At 62.3% G+C, this 20,679-nt stretch carries 21 protein-coding genes; 9 read left to right on the top strand and 12 right to left on the bottom strand.

The window, feature by feature from the left end:
- Positions 1-37 precede the first annotated feature (37 nt).
- Positions 38-499, top strand: a complete 462-nt coding sequence (locus tag AC07O2_RS24930; RefSeq protein ID WP_495098827.1) for a CBS domain-containing protein — start codon at positions 38-40, stop codon at positions 497-499.
- 190 nt (positions 500-689) lie between these two features.
- Here the strand turns inward: AC07O2_RS24930 and AC07O2_RS24925 are convergent, their stop codons facing one another.
- Positions 690-1,910 (bottom strand): polyhydroxyalkanoate depolymerase, encoded by a 1,221-nt coding sequence (locus AC07O2_RS24925; protein WP_495234822.1) that lies wholly within the window; start codon positions 1,908-1,910, stop codon positions 690-692.
- Positions 1,911-2,057: 147 nt separating this feature from the next.
- Between AC07O2_RS24925 and AC07O2_RS24920 the strand changes: the two genes are divergently transcribed.
- Complete coding sequence (locus tag AC07O2_RS24920) at positions 2,058-2,714, top strand: glutathione S-transferase (RefSeq protein WP_495234821.1); 657 nt, start codon at positions 2,058-2,060, stop codon at positions 2,712-2,714.
- On the opposite strand, the gene AC07O2_RS24915 is transcribed toward AC07O2_RS24920, so the two are convergent.
- A complete protein-coding gene (locus tag AC07O2_RS24915; RefSeq protein WP_495106933.1) occupies positions 2,711-3,133 on the bottom strand; it encodes a cupin domain-containing protein in 423 nt (140 codons plus the stop codon). The genes AC07O2_RS24920 and AC07O2_RS24915 overlap by 4 nt on opposite strands.
- A 98-nt stretch (positions 3,134-3,231) precedes the next feature.
- Here AC07O2_RS24915 and aroC point away from each other — a divergent pair, with 98 nt between their 5' ends.
- Both aroC and AC07O2_RS24905 read left to right on the top strand, forming a co-directional pair.
- Positions 3,232-4,329, top strand: a complete 1,098-nt coding sequence (gene aroC / locus AC07O2_RS24910; RefSeq protein ID WP_495234820.1) for a chorismate synthase — start codon at positions 3,232-3,234, stop codon at positions 4,327-4,329.
- Positions 4,329-5,540, top strand: coding sequence for an MFS transporter (locus tag AC07O2_RS24905; protein WP_495106935.1), 1,212 nt, complete (start codon positions 4,329-4,331; stop codon positions 5,538-5,540). The genes aroC and AC07O2_RS24905 overlap by 1 nt, the downstream gene beginning before the upstream one ends.
- Here AC07O2_RS24905 and AC07O2_RS24900 read toward each other — a convergent pair.
- Genes AC07O2_RS24900 through AC07O2_RS24870 form a run of 7 tightly spaced genes read right to left on the bottom strand, consistent with a single transcriptional unit; the run spans position 5,505 to position 11,507 of the window.
- Entirely contained in the window at positions 5,505-6,473 is a 969-nt protein-coding gene (locus tag AC07O2_RS24900) for a glycosyltransferase family 2 protein (RefSeq protein ID WP_495234819.1), read from the bottom strand. The genes AC07O2_RS24905 and AC07O2_RS24900 overlap by 36 nt on opposite strands.
- A gap of 7 nt (positions 6,474-6,480) precedes the next feature.
- Positions 6,481-7,581 carry a GNAT family N-acetyltransferase gene (locus AC07O2_RS24895; protein ID WP_495234818.1) on the bottom strand — a complete coding sequence of 367 codons (1,101 nt, stop codon included), beginning with the start codon at positions 7,579-7,581 and terminating at the stop codon, positions 6,481-6,483.
- A 31-nt stretch (positions 7,582-7,612) separates the two neighbouring features.
- The gene (locus AC07O2_RS24890) at positions 7,613-8,815 is read right to left on the bottom strand and encodes a DegT/DnrJ/EryC1/StrS family aminotransferase (RefSeq protein ID WP_495234817.1); all 1,203 of its coding nucleotides are present in this window, start codon (positions 8,813-8,815) and stop codon (positions 7,613-7,615) included.
- A gap of 12 nt (positions 8,816-8,827) precedes the next feature.
- Entirely contained in the window at positions 8,828-9,550 is a 723-nt protein-coding gene (locus tag AC07O2_RS24885) for an ABC transporter permease (RefSeq protein ID WP_495234816.1), read from the bottom strand.
- Positions 9,547-10,434 (bottom strand): hydrolase 1, exosortase A system-associated, encoded by an 888-nt coding sequence (locus AC07O2_RS24880; protein WP_495234815.1) that lies wholly within the window; start codon positions 10,432-10,434, stop codon positions 9,547-9,549. The genes AC07O2_RS24885 and AC07O2_RS24880 overlap by 4 nt, the downstream gene beginning before the upstream one ends.
- Positions 10,431-11,240 carry a hydrolase 2, exosortase A system-associated gene (locus AC07O2_RS24875; RefSeq protein WP_495234814.1) on the bottom strand — a complete coding sequence of 270 codons (810 nt, stop codon included), beginning with the start codon at positions 11,238-11,240 and terminating at the stop codon, positions 10,431-10,433. Before AC07O2_RS24875 ends, AC07O2_RS24880 begins: the two co-directional genes overlap by 4 nt.
- 15 nt (positions 11,241-11,255) lie before the next feature.
- Positions 11,256-11,507, bottom strand: a complete 252-nt coding sequence (locus AC07O2_RS24870; protein WP_495098839.1) for an acyl carrier protein — start codon at positions 11,505-11,507, stop codon at positions 11,256-11,258.
- A gap of 135 nt (positions 11,508-11,642) precedes the next feature.
- On the opposite strand from AC07O2_RS24870, the gene AC07O2_RS24865 reads away from it, so the two are divergent.
- The 4 genes from AC07O2_RS24865 to AC07O2_RS24850 all read left to right on the top strand — a co-directional run bounded on the left by AC07O2_RS24865 (position 11,643) and on the right by AC07O2_RS24850 (position 17,395).
- A complete protein-coding gene (locus AC07O2_RS24865; protein ID WP_495234813.1) occupies positions 11,643-13,238 on the top strand; it encodes an acyl-CoA ligase (AMP-forming), exosortase A system-associated in 1,596 nt (531 codons plus the stop codon).
- Between the two features lie 5 nt (positions 13,239-13,243).
- The gene (locus AC07O2_RS24860) at positions 13,244-14,488 is read left to right on the top strand and encodes a pyridoxal-dependent decarboxylase, exosortase A system-associated (protein WP_495234812.1); all 1,245 of its coding nucleotides are present in this window, start codon (positions 13,244-13,246) and stop codon (positions 14,486-14,488) included.
- A gap of 17 nt (positions 14,489-14,505) precedes the next feature.
- Entirely contained in the window at positions 14,506-16,446 is a 1,941-nt protein-coding gene (locus AC07O2_RS24855) for an O-antigen ligase family protein (protein WP_495234811.1), read from the top strand.
- 172 nt (positions 16,447-16,618) lie between these two features.
- A complete protein-coding gene (locus AC07O2_RS24850) occupies positions 16,619-17,395 on the top strand; it encodes a ferredoxin--NADP reductase (RefSeq protein WP_495098843.1) in 777 nt (258 codons plus the stop codon).
- A gap of 61 nt (positions 17,396-17,456) precedes the next feature.
- Here AC07O2_RS24850 and AC07O2_RS24845 read toward each other — a convergent pair whose 3' ends face one another.
- Positions 17,457-18,407, bottom strand: a complete 951-nt coding sequence (locus tag AC07O2_RS24845; protein ID WP_495234826.1) for an isoaspartyl peptidase/L-asparaginase family protein — start codon at positions 18,405-18,407, stop codon at positions 17,457-17,459.
- Between the two features lie 57 nt (positions 18,408-18,464).
- On the opposite strand from AC07O2_RS24845, the gene AC07O2_RS24840 reads away from it, so the two are divergent.
- Positions 18,465-18,947 (top strand): molybdenum cofactor biosynthesis protein MoaE, encoded by a 483-nt coding sequence (locus AC07O2_RS24840; RefSeq protein WP_495234810.1) that lies wholly within the window; start codon positions 18,465-18,467, stop codon positions 18,945-18,947.
- A 4-nt stretch (positions 18,948-18,951) separates the two neighbouring features.
- Here the strand turns inward: AC07O2_RS24840 and AC07O2_RS24835 are convergent, their stop codons facing one another.
- Together AC07O2_RS24835 and AC07O2_RS24830 are read right to left on the bottom strand one after the other, a co-directional pair.
- Entirely contained in the window at positions 18,952-19,851 is a 900-nt protein-coding gene (locus AC07O2_RS24835) for a dihydrodipicolinate synthase family protein (protein WP_495234809.1), read from the bottom strand.
- A 225-nt stretch (positions 19,852-20,076) separates the two neighbouring features.
- Positions 20,077-20,652 (bottom strand): hypothetical protein, encoded by a 576-nt coding sequence (locus tag AC07O2_RS24830; protein WP_495098847.1) that lies wholly within the window; start codon positions 20,650-20,652, stop codon positions 20,077-20,079.
- Positions 20,653-20,679 lie beyond the last annotated feature (27 nt).

Here is a 20,679-nt window from a genome sequence, read left to right as displayed (position 1 = left end):
CAACTATCCAACCCCACCGAGTTACGAGGAGAACACCATGAAAGTTAGCGATATCCTGCGTGTGAAAGGCAATACGCTCTACACGGCCAATCCTGATGAGCTTTTGTCTGCTGCCTTGAACGTGATGGCCGAGAAGGATATGGGCTCTCTGGTGGTGATGTCCCATGGCGATTTGGTCGGCATGCTGACCTTCCGTGAGGTCATTCAGCAACTGGTGAAAAACGGCGGCTCCATCGGCAGCACCCTGGTGCGTACCGCCATGGACGATCACCCCCTGACCTGCACGCCCGAAACCGAGCTGGACGAAGTGCGCCGCATGATGCTGGACCGCCATGCCCGCTACATGCCGGTAATGAACCAGAAGATGCTGATGGGGGTGATCAGCTTCTACGACGTGGCCAAGGCCGTGGTGGACAGCCAGAACTTCGAAAACAAGATGCTCAAGGCCTATATCCGTGACTGGCCCGCAGGCGATGACGAAGAGACGGACGCCAAATAAGCGTAGTTACCCCATTAAAAAGCCCGGCTAGCCGGGCTTTTTTGTTTTTGGGCGCTTACTACCGGCGTGGCACTTTGCGGTAGGAACGCTACCTACCGAGGATGCCGTGGAACCGGCTCTGCCGGGCCACTGGCATCGCCCCCTGCAAGGGGGTTGGCGGAAAGTGCGACGCACTGGAGCCTGGGGGTGTTCAAGCTTGGTTGGCGTAGATCATGTCGCGCACGCGCGGGTAGATCTGCTGGTTCCACTTTTTGCCGCTGAACACACCGTAGTGGCCCACACCCGTCTGGATGTGGTGGACCCGCTTGCTGGGGCGGATGCTGGTGCACAGGTCTTGTGCGGCCATGGTTTGGCCGACTGAGCAGATGTCGTCACGCTCGCCTTCCACTGTCATCAGGGCGGTGCGACGAATGGCCGCTGGCTTCACGGTACGGCCCTGGAAAGTCAGCACGCCGCGTGGCAGGTCATAGGTCTGGAATACCTTTTCCACGGTTTCCAGGTAGAACTCGGCTGGCAGGTCGTTCACCGCCAGGTATTCGTCGTAGAACTTGCGTATGGTTTCGGCCTTGTCCAGTTCGCCGTCCAGCAGGTATTTGTACATCTCTTTGTACTGCTGCTTGTGGCGCTCCAGATTCATGCTTAAAAACGCGCTGAGCTGTATGAAACCAGGGTAGACCCGGCGCATAAAGCCCTTGTGCGGCAGGGGTACGTGGGTGATCAGGTTTTGTTCGAACCACTCAATCGGCTTGCTGGTGGCCAGGGCGTTGACGCCGGTGGGGTTGATGCGGCAGTCCACCGGCCCGGCCATCAGGGTCAGGCTGCGGGGCTGGCAGGGGTTATCGTCTTCGGCCATTACGGCGGTAGCGGCCAGGGCGGCCACGCAGGGTTGGCAGACCGCAATCACGTGGGAGCCCGGACCTATGGTTTCAATGAACCGGATCATGTGCGCGGTGTAGTCGTCCAGCGTGAATGCCCCGTGGCTCAGCGCGACGTCGCGGGCGTTGTGCCAGTCGGTGATGTAGACGTCGTGGTCCTGCAGCAGGGTGCGCAGGGTTTCGCGCAACAGCGTGGCAAAGTGGCCGGACAGCGGCGCCACCAGCAACACGGGTGGCTGTGGGGTCTGCAGCTCGACACCGATTTTCTTGAAATGCAAGAGGCTGCCAAAGGGCAGGCTGAGCACGGTTTCTTCGGCGATGTCCACGTCGCGCCCGGCCATCTGCACCGTGTGGATGTCATAGCTGGGGCGGGTATGGGTCAGCCGTATGCGTGAAAACACGTCGCATGCGGCCGCAATACGGCGCACCGGACTGCCCTCGGTATCGTTGAGCCACAGGGCTGCAGCGGCGCTTTGGGCCATGAGCCGCAGCGGCGACATCCAATCGGACTGGAGTTGGTAGGCCTGGTACAGCATGGTTTGTTTTCGGTGGGGCGGATGGACCCAAGTTACGCAGGCAAGTTATGGGCCATATGGGGTCTATGTGCTTGTTACGTTTGGTAAAAATCAGCCTGTTCTCTGGCACAGCCCTTGCTCAAATAGCCCACCACACAAGGAGCATCCATGCGCAAAGCCGAGTTGACCATCAGCAGTAAAAACTACGGCGCCTGGGCTTTACGTGGTTGGTTGATGGCCAAATTCGCGGGCCTGGATTTTGAAGAGCAGGTGGTTTCGCCCGATGATCCGGCCATGAAGGCCGAGATGCTGCTGATGTCTTCCTCCATGCTGGTGCCGTCGCTGGTGCACAACAAGATCAAGGTGTGGGACACGCTGGCGATTGGCGAATACCTGAACGAGATCAAGCCCAAAGCCGGGCTGCTGCCTGCGGATGCTGCGGCCCGGGCGCATTGCCGGGCGATTTGCGGAGAAATGCACTCGGGCTTTGCGTCCTTGCGCACCGCTCTGCCCATGAATTTGAAAGCCCATTTTGCAGATTTCAAGATTTGGTCCCGCGCCCAGAGTGACATAGACCGTATCGTGGAGATCTGGAAAGAGTGCTTGGCCAACTATGGCGGCCCCTACCTTTTTGGAGCCCAGGTCACGCTGGCGGATGCCATGTACGCGCCGGTGGTGACGCGTTTTCTAACCTACAGCGTGGTGCTGGACCCGGTGTGCAGTGCTTACTGCCAGCGCATCATGGCTTTGCCGGCCATGCAGGAGTGGATAGCCGCTGCGCTGGAGGAGCCCGAGGATATCGACGAGCTGGATGCGGAGTTTTAGTTCCAGGGCGTTGGATCAGGTATATCGCATACCGGTTCGACGTCAATCGACTTGAAGTTGGCGGGCGAGACGATCTCCAGGTATTCCATGTCCGGTGAATAGTCGAACAGGTAGTGCCTTATGCCGGGGCGTTGGTGCACGCAGTCGCCGGCCTGCACCAGGGTTTCCTTGTCTTCGTACATGAAGCGGGCCCAGCCTTTGACCATGATGACGATCTGAAAATCCGCTTCATGTCGGTGCCAGCCAGTGCCCTTTTCTGGAGCCATATTTGCCTTGACCAGGTGCGCAATCACCTTTCCGTGCGTGGCCTCGGCAATGCCCAGGTCGCGGTACAAAAAGAAATCGCGCAAGCCGCCTTGCACATAGTCGGTGTCACCGGGTTTGACATGTGAGAAATCGGTCGGGGTGGGTTGCAGCATCGGCCTCTCCTTGAAAAGTTGCACGGACACCGGCATGGGTGTGCGGCCGACTAAGCATGAACTGTTCCCACCTCCGTAGTCGGGGATAATCCTGTGCCATGAGCGGCAATACCTTTGGAAACTTATTCGCAGTCACCAATTTTGGTGAATCCCACGGCCCAGCCATTGGCTGCGTGATCGACGGCTGCCCCCCGGGCATGGCCTTGACCGAGGCCGATATTCAGACCGATCTGGACCGCCGGCGCCCCGGCACCAGCCGACACGTGACCCAGCGCAACGAGCCGGACGCGGTAGAAATCCTCAGCGGCGTATATGAAGGCAAGACCACCGGCACGCCGATTGCGCTGCTGATCCGCAATGCCGACCAGCGCAGCAAGGATTACAGTGCGATTGCGCAGAGCTTTCGCCCTGGACATGCCGACTACACCTATTGGCACAAATTCGGCATCCGCGATCCGCGTGGTGGTGGTCGCTCTTCAGCCCGCCTGACGGCGCCCACGGTGGCAGCGGGCGCAGTTGCCAAAAAATGGCTGGCCGAGAAATACGGCGTAGTGTTTCGCGGCTGCATGACCCAGGTGGGCGACTTGGCCATTCCCTTCGAAAGCTGGGAGCACGTGCCGAACAACCCGTTTTTCGCCCCGGTGGCCGATGTATCGGCTCTGGAAGACTATATGGACGCATTGCGCAAGGCCGGCGACTCCTGCGGCGCACGCATCCGTGTTACGGCCTCGGGCGTGCCAGTGGGTCTGGGCGAACCGCTGTACGACAAGCTGGACGCAGATATTGCCTTCGCCATGATGGGGCTGAATGCCGTCAAGGGTGTGGAAATTGGTGCCGGTTTTGCCAGTGTGGCCCAGCGTGGCAGCATGCATGGCGATTCGCTGTCGCCACAGGGTTTCCGTAGCAATAACGCAGGCGGCATTCTGGGCGGTATCAGCACCGGACAGGATCTGGAAGTGTCTATCGCCATCAAGCCCACTAGCTCCATCATCACGCCGCGCGAGTCCATCGACACGCAAGGGGTGTCTACCGAGGTGGTGACCAAGGGGCGGCACGACCCCTGCGTAGGTATCCGTGCCACACCTATCGTGGAGGCTTTGCTGGCCTTGGTGGTGATGGAGCATGCCCTGCGCCAGCGCGCCCAGAATGCAGATGTGGTGCAGGCGGTAGGCCCGATAGCATCGTCGGCCGGCTGATGCCCGCCACGGCACCCGCAGGGCTGGTGGGTCGCCGCCAGCTGGCGCCGTTTGCCGTGTTTTCGGCCTGCTATTTTGCGCATGCCGGGTTTTTTACTTCCTACCTGCCGCTCTGGCTGAAGAGCCAGGGCCTGGGTTTGGTCACGATCTCGATGCTGACCTCCATCCAGGCCGCGACCCGGTTGTTTGCACCTTATGGCTGGGGTGCGTTGAGCGACCATACCGGCGAACGGGTGGCGTTGCTGCGCTATTGCGCCTTGGCGGCACTGGTGGTTTCTTTGGGGCTGGCGCTGGACTGGGGCCTGGTCTGGCTGGGTGCCGTGTTGTTGCTGCTGTACACCCATACCAGCTCTATGACCCCGATGAGCGAAGCCGCCATGGCTGAGCTGGTCAGCCGCGACGGTGGCTTCAACGCCCAGCGCTATGGGCGTGTGCGCCTGTGGGGTTCGCTGGGTTTCATGCTGTCGGTCTTGCTGTGTGGCATGTGGTTTGATCGGTTTGGCATGCAGGGTTTTCCGGGCGTGACCTGGCTGAGTTTGCTGGTGCTACTGGCCAGCAGCGCCTGGATGCCAAACACCAAGGAGGCCGTACACACCCAGCAGCCACGGCCGCCGATCTGGCCTATCCTGCGCCAGCGGGCGGTACGCTGGATGTTCGTCAGCTGCTTTTTCCAAGTGCTGTCGCATACAGGCATCAATGTGTTTTTCTCGCTGTACCTGGATGCGTTGGGCTATAGCAAGACCACCATAGGCTTGCTGTGGGCGGTGTCGGTGGTGGCCGAGGTGGCCTGGTTTTTTACCCAAAGTCGGTGGTTGCCCCGCGTTGGCCTGCCGCGCTGGCTGATGTTTGCGGCGCTGGCCATGGCCGTGCGCATGGTTTTGACGGCCAGCAGCGCCCATGTGCTGTGGGTATTGGTGCTGGCCCAGACCCTGCATGCCCTGACTTTCGCTGCCCACCATGGCGCCTGCATTGCGCTGCTGTCACACTATTTTCCGGGCCGTCTGCGAGGCCGTGGCCAGGCTTTGTACACCGTGCTGGGCTATGGTTGCCCTGGCGTGCTGGGTGCTTTGATGGGGGGATATATCAGCTCAAAATACGGCTTGGCGCAGGTATATTGGGCGGGACTAGCTACGAGTTTGATAGCGACGATATGCGCACTCAAGTTCCAGTCGCACTCAACTCTTGCCGCGTTGGAGCAGCCCGCTCGCTAGCGAAAACGGCATCAGCAAGAAGCTCAACGGGTCCAGTTGCAGATGCCGCCACAACAGTCCCATGGGGATCTTTTTGCGGTGCGCCACCCGGTGCAGAAGATCACTGGCAAAGGCTTTGCGCAGCCTGGACAGGCTGGCGTTGATGTGGGCGCGCTGGACCGGCGTGACCGGGAATAGCTGGCAGGTCAGCTTTTGGTACTTGATTTCGTTGTGCAGGCGCAGCAGGTGTTTTTCAGTCCCCCAACCGGTGCCGGCAAAGATGTTCACGCCGCGTCCGTAATGCGCCTCGCAGGTGCTGGAGAAAGCCACTTTGGCGCCGCTATGGGCGATGTCCATCCAGAAAAGATAGTCTTCACCGGCGTTGGTAAATTCGACTTTGAAGCGCTTGTCTGGAAACTTTTGCAGGTCGTACACGACGGTGGAGGTGCCGATCACATTGCCGCGGATGATCTGGTCCAGCAAATCGCCCTGGTAGGCATGCAGGCCGGGGAATGTATCGGGTAGCTGTGGGTGCTTGTCTGGTTGGATGCGGCCGGCGCGGGCAAATGCGCCCACGGTAGCCCCCAGCTGGAAATGGTCGGCGAAATAAAAGTTGTAACCCGAGCCCAGCGCTGCGGTGGCGCGCGCCAGATGGTCGTTGGACCAGATATCGTCCGAATCCAGAAAGGCGATGTAGCGGGTGCCCGTGGGGGCGTGGTCTATGCCTGTGTTGCGCGCAGCACCGGGGCCGCCATTGGGCTGCTTGATGATTCTCACCTGGCTGCTGAACGCTCCGATGGCTTCTACCTCGGGTTCTGCGGGTGTCGGCGAGGCATCGTCCACCACCAGCACCTGTATGGGCATGCCCGCGGGCTGCTGGGCGGCAACGCTGGCCAGAGCCTTGGCCAGAATGCCGGCCTCTCGCTGGTAGTAAGGGATGATGACCGTGATCATGGCGCTCCTACTCGGCCGTTGCGGCAGCCTTGGCGGGGTTCTCTGCGGCAGGCGCCGGTGCTGCAGCGCTAGCCTGCATTTGGCGCCGGCGTTCAGCCAGGCTCTTCAACCAGGGCCAGCGGTAGCTGGTGAGGTGGTAGAGGCTGCGCTGGTTTTCGGTCCAGCGGGTATGCCATTCCATCATGCGGCCGTAGTATTCCAGCCGGTGGATCTGGCCCTCGGCGAACAGCTTTTCCAGCACGTCCTGGCTGAGCAAAAACGCCGGGGAGTAGGCCTGTATGCTTTCGTCGTAGGCGGTTTTCAGGATCACCAGCATGCCTGCGCGTTGCAGACATAGGTTCAAGGCCACGGTTTTCCCGTTGAACAGGTACTCAAACACCACGGCCCCACCTTGACGTGCGGCGGTTTGCAGCAACTGGATGTAGAAGCGCCCTTGGTCGTTCTCGGGGTGGATGGCCGTACCCTTGCCGGCTTTCCAGCCTGCGCTTTCCAATGCACCATAGCGGGCAATGGCGTCTGGCATGTCCTCTGGGGCGGTGAAGCTGCGCATTTCGGTGACCACGCCTTCGGCGGCCAGCTTGTTGCGTTGCTTGCGCATGTTCTGCCGCAGGTTTTTGCCGCGTGCCGCCCAGTAGTCTTCATAGCTACCAGCGATATCGATCCAGCCGGTATCGATGTAGTCCATGGGTTTGGTGTCGGACAGCTCGGCTTCGCGTGGTGCCAGCAAAGGATCTACCTGCGTCAGTGAAAAGCCCAGGCACAGGCCCAGCGGGCCGCAGCACACGCTGCGCGCCAGCTCCGAAGCCGTAAGACTGTTGGATGCCACCCAGGCACCCAGCGGTAGTTGGGATGGCTGAAAGGTTCTCCATTGGAAACGCCCCGCTGGCACCACGATCAGCATGGCAACCAGGCTGTTGGCCTGCCGGGCGACCAGCAGCCGTTCGTTGCCGGCGCCGAATATTTGGATGGCTAGCTGGATGGCATCAGCCGTCATGAAGGGCAGGTTGCTGCGCTCCTGGTTCAGGCGGTCCCACTCGGCGCGCAGGCTGACGGTTTTCTGCAGGTCGCTGGCGGGCAGGTTTTGCCATTGGAGGGGAGAGGATTGCATGGAATAGGGGGTAATGGGTAAGCGGACGTGTTCAGACGCTGCTGTTTTGCAGCAGCTGCAGGATGGCCTGCGCTGTGCGGTCGATATCTGCGTCATCCAGATCCTGGTGGCACAGCAACTGCAGCACGTGGTGGCTCCATAACAGACCCACGTCGCCTGCAATGGTCGGAGTATCCGGCCAGATGCGGTCCCAGCGGAATACCGGCAATTCCATGCGGCGCAGTGCCTGGTAAACCGCTTCAGGTTTGTCCACCCAGAGCGGAAATACATAGGGAGCGGCACGTTCCGCAGCGGCCGGAAGGTTGGCAAACAGCGGGCGTGCACCCGGGGTATCCACAAAATACGGAATGTAGCGGCTGAAGTTGCGCTGGCGCCGGGCAATGATGCGACCCCGTGGCAGCATGGACTTGAGTGCCATGGAGGCCCACAGCGGTGTCTGGCTAATGCGGTCCATATCGCAGTCGCGCATCATATTGGCTGCCGGGGCGGGGGCTGTCGCTTCCGTGTGCGCCTGCGCCTGGGGGCTACGTGCATTCTTGAACTTGAACAAAGACGCCAGCACCGGGCGTATGCCTGCCAGGCGTTGGTAGCGTGTTGCCAGCTCTATGACGTCCACCCAGCCTTTGACTTGGGCCTTCAAATTGGGCTTGGCCAAGTCCATGGGCTTGATGGGGTGCAGTGCCGAGGCCAGTAGCCCGGCTTCTGGCACGGGCAAGAATTTCGATAGGCTTGCCGTGGAAAAATCGCCCCAGGCGCCTACGGTTCTGTCCCCGGCTTCACCGAAGTAGCAATGCGCGCAATCTTCTATCAGCGCGATACCGTGCGTGTCACACCATTTGCGTACATCGGCCAAGGAGTTGGCCAAACCGAAATAATGGGACACCAGCATGGCCCGGCTTTTGTTTGCCAGCTCGGCAGGAATGCCGCCGAGGTCAGGCAGACCATTCGGCTGCAGGCCGAAATACGCGACTTCCAGTTGGGCCAGCAGCACCGGGGCCACCATGGTCGGACAGTGGTAGGTGGGTACCAGCACCGTGCTGCCAGCAGGCAGCTTGAGTTGCAGCAGCGCCTGGTAAATGGCCGCCCGCCCACTGGTGGTGAATGCGGTGTGGGCCAGGCTCTCGATGCTGGGAACGCCAGGCGCGTCCACGCGTTGAAAGCTGGACCAGTCCAGCACCGGACCGCGTGGCAGTGGCGGTCGATGGGCTGCTACAGGTTGGGAGGCGGAATACAAGAAATGCGCCTTCTAGGGTTGCGTTGCGGCCGCACTGGCGGCTTCAGCCGGTGCTGAGGCGCTGCTGTCGGGGTTGTCCGTCGCCTTGTCGGTCCATTTCCCCAGGGCTTTGAGGCGATCTTTCAACTCGGGTTGTAAAAAGCCCATTCCATATGCCTTATGGGCCTGTTCTTCGGCTTTGGCATATTCCTTCAGGTCCATGTAATTCAGGCCTAGGTTGTAGTGGGTGAAGGGGTTGTCCTGGTTCTCGGCATTGCTTGCGGCAATGTCCAGTTGTTTTATCGCTTCTGGCACGCGGTTGCCCTTGGCCAGAAACATGGAATACAGCATGCGTGCGATTCCGTCATCCGGGCGGAAGCGTACGGCGCGTTCGAGATAGCACTCCACCGAATACCGCAGGTCCGAGGGGTGCGGCTTTTTCATTTTCTCCCCGTAGCGCATGACGGACATCAGTGCGCGATGGTGGTTGGGGAACGCACGCAGCGTGTAATCCAGATCGCCGCCAATGTAGCCGGCATTGCCTTTGATGAGCGCTTCCACGGGTGGGGTGAAGTGGGCGCCCTCTACCAGGCTCAGGTTATTACCCCGTTCCACCCGGTAGTCGTAAGGCCCAAAGGCATTGGTGAGCGCGCCGCAATCCTCGCCACCGGCCTGCTGTGCCAAAGCCACATCAGTGCCCAGTGTGCATAACAGTGCCAGTACCAATGGCATCGTTTTTTTGGCCAATTGCATCATGCCATGCTCCTGTCCGGTGGGGTCTGTTTGTGACCGCCTGTGTGTGTGGAAAGCCAGTCAAGAGTCATGTTTTCCACCTGGGTTTGCGCCACTGCATTGGAGAAAGTATGGTCTGCGTCGGGCAAGTCCTGGCGCAGCAGCTGGGGGTGCTGGAACGCGCCTGACCATGCCGCATCAGTGCCAGCATATTCTAGGAACTCCTTGGCGGTGAAGTCGTTTCCGCTCAACAGCAAAAGTATGGGGCCTGAGAAATCCTTCCAGGCACTGGCCATGCGTTGTTGAAACGGAGCCTTGGCGGTTTGTGCCGGACCCGCGGCAGAAAAGGCTGTGCGTAAGTTTTGCACCAAACCGCTCAAGGCACCCAGGGCGACCTTGCCGCTGAGCAATTTGCTCCAGAACGCGGGCTGCATTAGGCGCTGCAGGTAATAGTGCTTGACCTGGGTCCGTGCCAGGCTGGCTTCGGAACGCACCCAGGGGTTCAGCAGGCACAGGCCGGTCACCCGGGGGTCCTGGGTTTGTTGCACATACAAGAGCGCCGCCGAAGCTGCGTCACATAAACCCCACAAAACGATATTTTTCGCCTGTGGTACACGGTCTTGCAGCGCCTGGATGGCCGTTGCGATATCCGGCGTGGCAGCTAGAAAATCTACGGCGGAGCCGCTGCTGTCACCCATGCCTTGGTAGTCAAAGCGCAGCACGGCATACCCTGCCGCTGCCAGCCGGCGGGCCAGCAGTACGAACTGACGGTGACTGCCTACGCGGTACTGGGGGCCGCCCACCACCACCACCACGGCGGTTGCTGCAGGCTGGGCAGGTAGGCTCAGAACGCCCACCAGGGTGCTGTCCGGGCGGGCAATCAGCAATGCATGTTCGGATGGCTTCATGGTGCGGGCGCAGACAGGGCTGCCAGGGTGGCGCTGAGCAAGGCCGGCGCCTCTTCGATTTCGCTGGTCTGCCAGAACGCAGGGCCCATGGCGACCTGGCTGCGAACCGCAAAGCCGGCGGACTGCCAGGCCTGTAAGGGCTTGGCGGCGGCAGGCGGTAGCGTGGCGCCTGGTTTGGTGGACAGGTCCAGCCACTCCAGCCGGCCCGCGGTGGGCGGTGGCGTCAGCGTGGCTTGTTCTAGACCCGATGCCAATGCTGCAGACACGGTATAGCCGGCAATCTCGACCGCCGAGCCAGACGCTAGTTGTTGGCGCAGGGCCTCCATGGCGGCTTTGGCATTACCGTCGGCCATGTCGCCAGCGGCTTTCAGGCGCATGAACTGTTGCAGCAGTGGCTTGCCTGCAGGCGTGGGCGCCCAGAACAGAAAGTTGCAGGGGCCGTCCAGTTGCTGTGCGGCTTGCGCGGCCAGCAGGCAACCGGCGCGCAGGCCCCACAGCCATAAAGGTGCATCGTTCTGGCGGCGCAGCCATTGGCATGCCAGGACCACATCGTCCACCCAGTCCTGCCAGCTGGCATCGCCAAAATCGTCGGAGCTATCTCCACAGCCTCGCAAATCCAGTTGCAGCACGGCGTAGCCGGCGGCAGCCAGGGTTTGCGCCTGCAAAGCCGCCATGCGGCGGGATTTGTTCATCTCCTCGGCGAAGGGATGCACGTAGGCCACCAAGCCCCGTGTGGTTGCGCCCTGGGCCGGGTGAAAAATGCAAAACCGCTGGCCGGATGATCCGGGCAGGAAGAAAGCGTCCATCGGGCCGGGCCGCTCTCAGGCCGCGAGTTTTTCGCTGACGAAGTCGGCCAAGCTACCTACGGTGGCAAAGGTGGAGCCATCCATGTCGTCGTCGTCCACCGTCAAGCCAAAATGTTCTTCCAAGCGGGTGATCAAGGACACCACGGCCATGGAGTCCAGTTCGGGAATCGCTCCGAGCAAATGGGTTTCTCGGGTAAAAGCGGCGCTGCGGCCATTCAGGCTCAGAATCTCGTCCAGAACTTGCTTGACCTCCTGTGTGACATCCATGGGAACCCCTGTTGTGTTTGGCTAAAAGTAGGGCGCATTTTAGGCGGCGCCAATTGCAGATTGCCGCCGCGTGTGCCCCAAGCGCTGTGAGATACTTTTGCGACTCCCCGTTTCCACGACTCCAGCCCCATCCCTATGCGTGAATCCACACTTTTGCATGAACTCATAGCCTGTGCGGCGCAGCGGGCTCCGCTGGACAGAGCGTTGACCTATGGCGCGGTGTCCATGGCCTACGGCGAGCTGCAGACCGCCGTGTCCCAGTTTGCTGCCGGCTTGATGGCGCTGGACATAGGCAGGGGCGAGCGGGTGGCGATATATCTGGAAAAGCGCTTTGAAACCGTAGTGGCCAGCTTTGGCGCACCGGCGGCTGGCGCGGTATTCGTGCCACTGAACCCGCTTCTAAAGCCCGAGCAAGTGGCTTTCATCTTGCAGGACTGCAATGTACGGGTGCTGGTGACTTCGCCTGAGCGCCTGGCCCTGCTGGCCGGTGTGCTGGGCGATTGCCCTGATCTGCGGCATGTGGTGGTGACCGATGCCGTGCCGCAACCGGCCCCGGCACTGTCGCATACGGCCTGGCCCGATTTTCTGGCTGTTGCACCCCGCGCCGGCCACCGGGTCATCGACACCGACATGGCCGCCATCCTCTACACCTCGGGCAGTACCGGCAAACCCAAGGGCGTGGTGCTGTCGCACCGGAATATGGTGGCTGGTGCAAAAAGTGTAGCAAGCTATCTAGAGAATACCTGCGCTGACACCTTGTTGGCTGCCTTGCCTTTGTCGTTTGACGCGGGCTTCAGCCAGTTGACCACGGCTTTCCACGTGGGTGCCCGTGTGGTGCTGCTGAACTACCTGATGCCGCGCGATGTGCTTAAAGCCATGGCCCGCGAAGGTGTGACCGGCCTGACCGCCGTGCCCCCTTTGTACATACAACTGACCCAGTTGGAGTGGCCGGTCGAGATTGGCGCCAAGCTGCGCTACTTTGCCAACACCGGTGGCCGCATGCCGCGCGAAACCCTGGACTTGCTGCGCCAGCGCGTCCCGCAAAGCCTGCCGTATCTGATGTACGGCCTGACCGAGGCCTTCCGTTCCACCTATTTGCCACCGGCCGAAGTGGACCGCCGCCCCGACTCCATCGGTAAGGCCATACCGAATGCCGAAATCCTGGTGCTGCGTGAAGACGGCAGCCCATGTGCACCAGATGAACCCGGCGAGTTAGTGCACCGCGGCGCGCTGGTCGGCATGGGCTACTGGAACGACGCGGAAAAAACCGCAGAACGCTACAAATTACTGGCCTCTGACGCGCCGGGCCGCCAGCCCGGCCTGCAGCTGCCTGAATATGCAGTTTTCTCGGGTGACACCGTGCGCATGGATGCTGAAGGCTTCCTCTATTTCATAGGTCGGCGCGACGAGATGATCAAGTCCTCCGGCTACCGTGTCAGCCCGACCGAGGTGGAAGAGGTGCTGTACGCAACCAAGCTGGTGGGTGAATGTGTGGCCTTCGGCGTGGAACACCCGGCCTGGGGCCAGGCGATCCAGGTGATTGCTACCGCGCCTGACGGCGCCACGCTGGACACCGCTGCCTTGCTGAGCGTCTGTAAGGCGCGCATGCCGGCCTATATGGTGCCATCGGGTGTGGAGGTGGTCGCCGGCCCCTTGCCGCGTAACCCGAATGGCAAGATCGACCGCAAATTACTGTCTACCGGCTGGGCCGAGCGCCAGTCCAACCCCTAAGCCTTATGACCGCTACCGAACGCACCATCCCCGTCCACGCCCCCTTGTCGCAGTTTCCCGTTCAGAACGGTGAGCTGGTGCTGGGTGGTATTCCTTTGTCGCAGCTGGCGGCGCGGGTGGGGCAGACGCCGTTCTATGCCTACGACCGGTCGCAGCTGCGCCAGCGTGTGGCCGAGTTGCGCGCGGCCTTGCCGGCCAGCGTCAAGCTGCACTACGCCATGAAGGCCAACCCCATGCCAGCTGTTGTGGACCTGATGGCGGGTTTGGTGGACGGCATTGACGTGGCCTCCGCAGGAGAGCTCAAGGTGGCGCTGGATGCCGGTGCCGACCCGCAGGAGATCAGTTTTGCCGGCCCTGGCAAGCGCGAGTCCGAGCTGCGCCAGGCCGTGGCCTCGGGCGTGCTGGTGAACCTGGAATCCATGCGCGAAGTGCACCTGCTGGCAGAAATTTCGCAAGACCTGGGGTTGCCGGCCCGCGTGGCCGTGCGCGTCAACCCCGACTTCGAGCTCAAGGGCTCGGGCATGAAGATGGGCGGCGGCCCCAAGCAGTTCGGCGTGGACGTGGAGCAGATGCCCGAACTGTTGGCTGCCATAGGCCAGGCGGGCCTGGCGTTTGAGGGCTTTCACCTGTTCGCCGGCTCGCAGAATCTAAAACCTGAGTCGATTTGCGAAGCCCAGCAAAAATCCTATGCCCTGGCCGTGCGCCTGGCCGATAGTGCACCTCTGCCGGTGCGCTTTCTGAACCTGGGCGGGGGCTTTGGCATTCCCTACTTCCCTGGAGAGCAGCGCATCGACTTGCAGCCGATTGGCGACAACCTGGCCGCCCTGGCCGAGCGCGCCAGGACCGAGCTGCCCCAGGCGGCATTCGTGATCGAACTCGGCCGTTATCTGGTGGGCGAGGCCGGTGTGTATGTGGCGCGTGTGCTGGACCGCAAGATCTCGCGCGGCCAGGTCTTTTTGGTGACGGACGGTGGCCTGCACCACCATTTGTCGGCCTCAGGCAACTTCGGCCAGGTGATACGCAAGAACTACCCGGTGGCCATTGGCAACCGCATGGGTGCGACGGAGACCGAGCCGGCGTCTGTGGTCGGCCCCTTGTGCACTCCGCTGGACCTGCTGGGCGACCGCATGGTCTTGCCCACGGCGCAAGAGGGGGACTTGGTAGTGGTGTTCCAGTCGGGCGCTTATGGTGCCAGTGCCAGTCCGCAGGGCTTCCTGGGCCATCCAGCTTGCGTGGAAGTGCTGGTTTGACGGTACTGGTTTAGCGGGTGACTTTGCGCCGCGCCGTCTCAGCGCTGCTGGCGCTTGCGTGTTTCGGTGCGGGCTGTGGCCTGGCGCTGGCACATCCCGTCACGCCCATGCTGGTGCTGGCGGGCTTCTACACCCTGTGCATGGTGATGTTCTGGCTGCCCGGTGCCTGGCTGTTCCTGGTGCCTGCCTGCCTGCCCTGGTTGAATTTTTCTCCCTGGACAGGTTGGGTGGTCTTTGAAGAATTCGACGTGTTGCTGCTGGCCGTGCTGGCTGCCGGCTATGGCCGTTGGGCCTTTTCCCCTGCACAGGCCAGATCTGCGTTGCAATGGCGTTCGTCGGCAACGGTATTGCCGGCTCTGCTGGCGGCGGCTGGCATGCTGGCCTTGCTGCGTGGCGGCTGGGATGCAGGTGGTTGGACCTGGGCTTGGTTCCAGGGCTATGCCGACCCGCTGAACAGCCTGCGGGTGGCCAAAAGCCTGCTGTGGGCGCTGCTGTGCCTGCCTTTGCTGCGCGAGACCGTGGCGCGTGCGCCTGCGGCGGTGGAGCGCGCCCTGGCCTGGGGCATGCTGACGGGCTTGGTGCTGGTAACCCTGGCCGTGCTGTCGGAGCGCGCTGCATTTCCCAATCTGTTCAACTTCACCAGCAAGTACCGTACGACGGCGTGGTTTTGGGAGATGCATGTGGGCGGGGCGGCCATAGACGCCTATCTGGCGCTGAGCACACCTTTTGCGGTCTGGGCTCTGCGTTCGGCCCGCCGGCCCTGGCAATGGGGATTCGGGGCCATATTGGCGCTGGCCGTGGCCTATGCGGGTTTGACCACGTTTGCGCGCGGCGTCTACCTGTCCATGGCGGCGCCGGTGTTGTTGCTGGGCGTATGGTTTTGGCTGCAGCGTGCCGGGTTGGACCTGCGCACCTGGCTGGACGTCCTGTGGCAGCGCCGCTGGCCGGGCTGGCGAGCCCCGGCGGCCTGCTTGCTGGCCCTGGCTTTGTTGGGCGAGATCGTGGGCGTGTTGCAGGGCGGCAGCTTCATGGCCGAGCGCCTGGCGCATACCGAGCGCGACTTCGGCAGCCGTCTGGAGCATTGGCAGCGCGGCCTGGATTTGCGCGACGACCCGGTGGACCAATGGCTGGGTATAGGCCTGGGCCGCCTGCCCAGCCACTATGCGCACAACTACCCCGAGGGGGAATGGCCCGGGCACGTCACATTGCAGACAGAACCGGGTATGCAGCGGCCTTTCATGCGTTTGCATGGCCCGGACACCGACCCCGACCTGGACGCCTATTTTTCCCTGACCCAGCGGGTGCGGCTGGAGCCGACTGAATCGTACCGGGCCAGGCTGCAGGTGCGTGTGGATGCGCCGGTGGAGGTCTACCTGCAGCTGTGCGAGCGGCATTTGCTTTACCCAGGGCGTTGCCAGGACGCATTCCTGCAGTTGGCGCCCACCGAGTCACCTTGGCAGCAGATCGACGTGCCACTGCATGGTCCGCAATTCAAACGCATGCCCTGGTATGCGCCGCGGCTGGGCATGTTGTCGGTTTCGGTGTTTGGTGGCGGCACGCATGCCGACTTCCAGTCCATTGGCCTGGCCGGGCGCAACGGCAAGGAACTGCTGGCCAACGGCGACTTTGCCCAGGGCTTGGCACGCTGGTTTCCGGCTGAACGCATTTACTTTTTGCCCTGGCATATTGATAACCTGTACCTGGAGCTATTGATCGAGCGCGGGGCCCTGGGCTTGCTGCTGTGGTTGCTGTTGGTGGGCTGGGCCCTGTGGCATTTGTTGCTGGGGCGAGCGCGGCAGCAGCCGCTGGCGCCGTACCTGGCGGCGTCCTTGATCGGTGTGTCGCTTGTGGGGCTGGTCAGCAGCGTGATGGACGTGCCGCGCGTGGCTTTTCTGCCCTATCTGCTGGCGTTTGTCGCGCTGTGCATGGCCAGGAATACCGACCCGCCCAAGGCTTGAAAATTATTTTGCTATTGAAAACATAGCTGCTCGCGCAGATTTCACCTGCGCCATATCTATATTTCTTTTGGTTTTACCTTGGGTGCCGCGGGGGGAATCGCTCTGGACTTGGGACGCCGCTGCAGTGTAGGAAAATAGGGGCTAATTTCACCACCTAGCCAAGCTACCCCTTATGAGTGCTTTCAACGAAGAAACTGTCCTGAGCGTGCACCACTGGACCGACCGCCTGTTCTCCTTCACGACCACCCGCGATCCATCGCTGCGTTTCAGCAACGGCCACTTCACCATGATCGGGTTGCGCAAGGAAGACGGCAAGCCGCTGCTGCGTGCCTATAGCATCGCCAGCGCCAACTACGAAGAGCACCTGGAGTTTCTGAGCATCAAGGTGCCGGACGGCCCACTGACCTCGCGCCTGCAGAACATCAAGGTCGGCGACACCATCATCGTTGGCAAGAAGCCCACTGGCACCCTGGTCACCGACTACCTGCTGCCCGGCAAGCATCTGTACCTGCTGTCCACCGGCACCGGCCTGGCGCCGTTCCTGAGCATCGTGCGCGACCCCGAAACCTATGAACGTTTCGACCAGGTGATCGTGGTGCACGGCGTGCGCCAGGTGGAAGAGCTGGCCTACCACGACATGCTGACCGAACATTTGCCTGCCCACGAATTTCTGGGCGAGATGGTGACCGACAAGCTGCGCTACTACCCCACGGTGACCCGCGAGTCCTACCGCAATATGGGCCGTATCACCGAGCTACTGCAAAACGGCAAGTTGTTCAAAGACCTGGAGCTGCCCGAGTTCGACCCCGCTATCGACCGTGTGATGCTGTGCGGCAGCCCCGGCATGCTGGTGGACCTGAAGCACATGCTGGAAGCGCGTGGCTTTGTGGAAGGCAATACCTCGACGCCCGGCCATTTCGTGGTCGAACGCGCGTTCGCTGAAAAATAAGCCTCTGGCGCAGGTTCTACCTGCGCAAGCAGCTATGTTTTCAATAGCGTAGCTGCTGCTTTTAGTCTTCAAAAATGCGCGTCTGCGGGGCTTCTCCGGCGCGCACCCAGCCCCGGTACATGCCGGCGCTGATGAAGGGCAGGGCAATGTTGCCCTGGCGGTCCACTGCGATCACGCCGCCTTCTCCCCCCAACTGACCTACTTGCGCCAGCGCTGCTTGGCTGGCCTCGCTGAGCGTGGCACCGGCATAGGCCATGCGCGCGTGGATGTCGTGGCCCACGCAGGCGCGGATGAAGTATTCGCCTGAGCCGGTGGCGCAAACGGCGCAGCTCTGGTCGTTGGCATAAATGCCGGCGCCCACCAGGGGCGAGTCGCCAATGCGGCCCGGGTGCTTGTTGGTCATGCCGCCGGTGGATACGGCGCTGGCCATATGGCCCGCACTGTCCAGCGCCACGGCGCCCACGGTGCCGAACTTGCGGGTTTCGTCCAGCGGTGCTGTAGGTGTGTGGTCCATCTGCATGCGCTGGCCGCCGTCCTGGGCCTGCAGGCGCTGCAGTTGCTCCAGCCGGTGGGCGGTATGGAAGTACTCTGGCGGCATGGCCTCAAAGCCGTGTTCGTGGGCGAAGGCTTCGGCTCCGTCGCCGCTGAGCAGCACAAAGCGCGAATCCATCACCGCCCGTGCCAGCTGCACCGGGTTGCGCGGCGTGCGTACCGTAGCCACGGCGCCAGCAGCCAGGTTGCGCCCATCCATCACGGCGGCGTCCATTTCATGCTCGGCGGTGGAGGTGTAGACCGAGCCACGCCCGGCGTTGAACAGAGGTTCGTCCTCCAGCGCGGTGACGGCTGCCACCACGGCATCTAGCGCGCTGCCGCCTTGGGCCAGGATGGCCTCGCCGGCCGCCAGCGCGGCATGCAGGCCGGCATGGTAAGGCGCTTCGTCGGTGGCGCCGCGGGCCATGGTGCCGGCGCCGCCGTGGACTGCCAGGGTGTAGCGGGGTGTGGTCAAACGCATCTCCTCAATGTCGGTAGGGTAGAAACTGTATCCCATGGTGGCTGGCAAAATGCCCCGATGAACCCGCCCCGTGTACGCATACAGACCCAGGACTTCGACCCCAGCAGCGAAATCGCCGCCTTGCGCCGGCACGACCGGCGCGTGGGTGCGGTGTGCAGCTTTGTCGGAGTAGTGCGCGACTTCCACCCGGACAGCGCTGGCGAGGTGCTGAGCCTGGAATTGGAGCACTACCCCGGCATGACCGAGCGCGCCATCGAGGCCATGGTGGACCAGGCCCTGGCCCGCTTCAACATCTATGCCGCCCAGGTCATCCACCGCGTAGGTCTGCTGCAGCCCCTGGACCAGATCGTCTGGGTGGCCGTCAGCTCTGCCCACCGGGGCGAGGCCTTCCAGGCCTGTGAATTCCTGATGGACTATCTGAAAACCCAGGCACCGTTCTGGAAGAAGGAGCAAACCCCCAGCGGCGCGCGCTGGGTGGATGCGCGGGTCAGCGACGACGCAGCACTGGCCCGCTGGGGCATACAGGCGCAGAACGCCTGAGCGGTTAGGGCGTACTCAGCGCGGGGAAGCCCTGTTCCAGCGCAATCAACCGGTCCACCAGGGCGCTGGATGCCGGCGTCATCGGCGCGCGCAGCTCGGCCTGCATCTGGCCGTGGCGGGCCAGCCAGCCCTTGATGGGGCCGGGGTTGGGCTCGGCGAACTGGCCGGTGATCCAGGGCAACAGCGGCTGCCACAGCGCACGTGCCTGTGCCAGATTACCTGCTGTAATGGCTTGCATGACTTGTACAAAACGCTGCGTATGCCCATGGGCGCTGGCGGCAATCGCGCCCGCTCCGCCCTGGGCCAGGGTGCTGAAGATCTGTACATCTTCGCCGGCCAGCACCTGCAGCGCGCCGCTGGCGATCAGGGCCGCCGTCTTGGCGGCATCACCGCCGCAGTCCTTGACGGCCTGGATGCGCGGGTGCTGGGCCAGCTGCAGCAGGGTGGTCAGCTCCAGCGTGGCGCCGGTGCGATAGGGAATGTCATAGACGATCAGCGGTACTTCGGATGCATCGGCCAGGGCTGTAAACCAGTGCAGCAGCCCGGCTTGCGAGGGGCGGATATAGCAAGGTGCGGCCAGCAGCAGGCCGGCAACACCCTGTCGGCTGGTGGCGGCCACGCTGTCCCGCATCTTGGGCAGGTGGTAGCCCGATAGGCCCATCACCACGGGCAGGCTCTGGGCGGCCTCCAGTACCGTGTTCAGTACGGCCTGTTGCTCGTCGGCATCCAGGGCCGCTGCCTCACCGGTAGAGCCGCAGGCGACGAAGCCGGCAATGCCGCTGCCTCGCAGGTTTTTCACCAGCCGGGCCAGCGCAGGGTGGTCTACCGCCCCGTGGTGGAACGGGGTGACCAGGGGAATCCATAAACCAGAAAAATCGCCGGAAAAATCGTTCGAAGCGCTCACACTGCATCCTTTGTTGATAACAGACCGATGGGGTAACCATCGTCAAAGGAGCGCGGGCCGAAGGGGGGACGGGAGGTATCGGTTCCATCGCTCATCTGAGGACGGAACCGCAGCTCCGGTCAGATGAGCTGGGGTTTTTTAGCGGCACCGGCAGACACGCCGCCACGGCTGCAGGGCAGCGGTGTGGAACGGAGTAGTGCGCGGGTAGGCATTCCGCTATTGTATTCAGTTCAGGTACTTGGGGCGCTCTTCCGGGTCCGGCATGTCGCTGGCCTGGGCCTGTGCGCTGCCGGCCAGCTCATGGCCCTGGCCCCAGGCGGACAGATGCAGCGCGCGTTCCAGCAATTGCACCAGGCCGTGCACCAGCGGCGGCGCCAGCTCGACCTGGAAGCCACGTGGATTGTCCTGCTCGGGCAACTGCTCGTTGAAGGCGATTTTCAGCGGGCCATTCGCTTCGGGTGTGATGCGTACTTCGGTGACCAGCAAGGGCTCTGTGCCCAGTGGCCAGCTGGTGGGTAGGGCGGCATCCTGGTACGGGGTGGCGAAGTCGGTCTCTTGCAGCACGGCTTCGCGCCGGAAGTCGGCCAGAATCTTTTTGCTGACCTCGTCACGCTGCATGCTGCCCAGGTCCTCCTGGCGGGCTGCGTGCTCTACCACCGCGCGGTTCAATGTAGGCCAGAGCACCAGGGTCAGGCGGCGCGTCAGCCACAGGCGCATTTCTGTGCCTTCGCGGGTATTGACGCGCACCAGTATCCGGTCCTGCGCTTCCAGGTAGCGGACCGAGAGCTGGTGGATGTTCATGGTGCGAATTTTAAATCGCAGGCCGCG

This window comes from Rhodoferax sp. GW821-FHT10B06, from assembly GCF_059415605.1.
Note: the sequence above shows the minus strand (reverse complement) of the source record. Positions and strands in the feature narration are given on the sequence as shown.

Excerpts from the sequence above, each read along its gene's own strand:
- AC07O2_RS24900 (WP_495234819.1), bottom strand. The coding sequence starts at position 6,473 with ATGATCACGGTCATCATCCCTTACTACCAGCGAGAGGCCGGCATTCTG.
- AC07O2_RS24920 (WP_495234821.1), top strand. The coding sequence starts at position 2,058 with ATGCGCAAAGCCGAGTTGACCATCAGCAGTAAAAACTACGGCGCCTGG.
- AC07O2_RS24915 (WP_495106933.1), bottom strand. The coding sequence starts at position 3,133 with ATGCTGCAACCCACCCCGACCGATTTCTCACATGTCAAACCCGGTGAC.
- AC07O2_RS24865 (WP_495234813.1), top strand. The coding sequence starts at position 11,643 with ATGCGTGAATCCACACTTTTGCATGAACTCATAGCCTGTGCGGCGCAG.
- AC07O2_RS24930 (WP_495098827.1), top strand. The coding sequence starts at position 38 with ATGAAAGTTAGCGATATCCTGCGTGTGAAAGGCAATACGCTCTACACG.
- AC07O2_RS24880 (WP_495234815.1), bottom strand. The coding sequence starts at position 10,434 with ATGAAGCCATCCGAACATGCATTGCTGATTGCCCGCCCGGACAGCACC.
- AC07O2_RS24925 (WP_495234822.1), bottom strand. The coding sequence starts at position 1,910 with ATGCTGTACCAGGCCTACCAACTCCAGTCCGATTGGATGTCGCCGCTG.
- AC07O2_RS24895 (WP_495234818.1), bottom strand. The coding sequence starts at position 7,581 with ATGCAATCCTCTCCCCTCCAATGGCAAAACCTGCCCGCCAGCGACCTG.
- aroC (WP_495234820.1), top strand. The coding sequence starts at position 3,232 with ATGAGCGGCAATACCTTTGGAAACTTATTCGCAGTCACCAATTTTGGT.
- AC07O2_RS24860 (WP_495234812.1), top strand. The coding sequence starts at position 13,244 with ATGACCGCTACCGAACGCACCATCCCCGTCCACGCCCCCTTGTCGCAG.
- AC07O2_RS24875 (WP_495234814.1), bottom strand. The coding sequence starts at position 11,240 with ATGGACGCTTTCTTCCTGCCCGGATCATCCGGCCAGCGGTTTTGCATT.
- AC07O2_RS24845 (WP_495234826.1), bottom strand. The coding sequence starts at position 18,407 with ATGCGTTTGACCACACCCCGCTACACCCTGGCAGTCCACGGCGGCGCC.
- AC07O2_RS24885 (WP_495234816.1), bottom strand. The coding sequence starts at position 9,550 with ATGATGCAATTGGCCAAAAAAACGATGCCATTGGTACTGGCACTGTTA.
- AC07O2_RS24850 (WP_495098843.1), top strand. The coding sequence starts at position 16,619 with ATGAGTGCTTTCAACGAAGAAACTGTCCTGAGCGTGCACCACTGGACC.
- AC07O2_RS24905 (WP_495106935.1), top strand. The coding sequence starts at position 4,329 with ATGCCCGCCACGGCACCCGCAGGGCTGGTGGGTCGCCGCCAGCTGGCG.
- AC07O2_RS24870 (WP_495098839.1), bottom strand. The coding sequence starts at position 11,507 with ATGGATGTCACACAGGAGGTCAAGCAAGTTCTGGACGAGATTCTGAGC.
- AC07O2_RS24830 (WP_495098847.1), bottom strand. The coding sequence starts at position 20,652 with ATGAACATCCACCAGCTCTCGGTCCGCTACCTGGAAGCGCAGGACCGG.
- AC07O2_RS24840 (WP_495234810.1), top strand. The coding sequence starts at position 18,465 with ATGAACCCGCCCCGTGTACGCATACAGACCCAGGACTTCGACCCCAGC.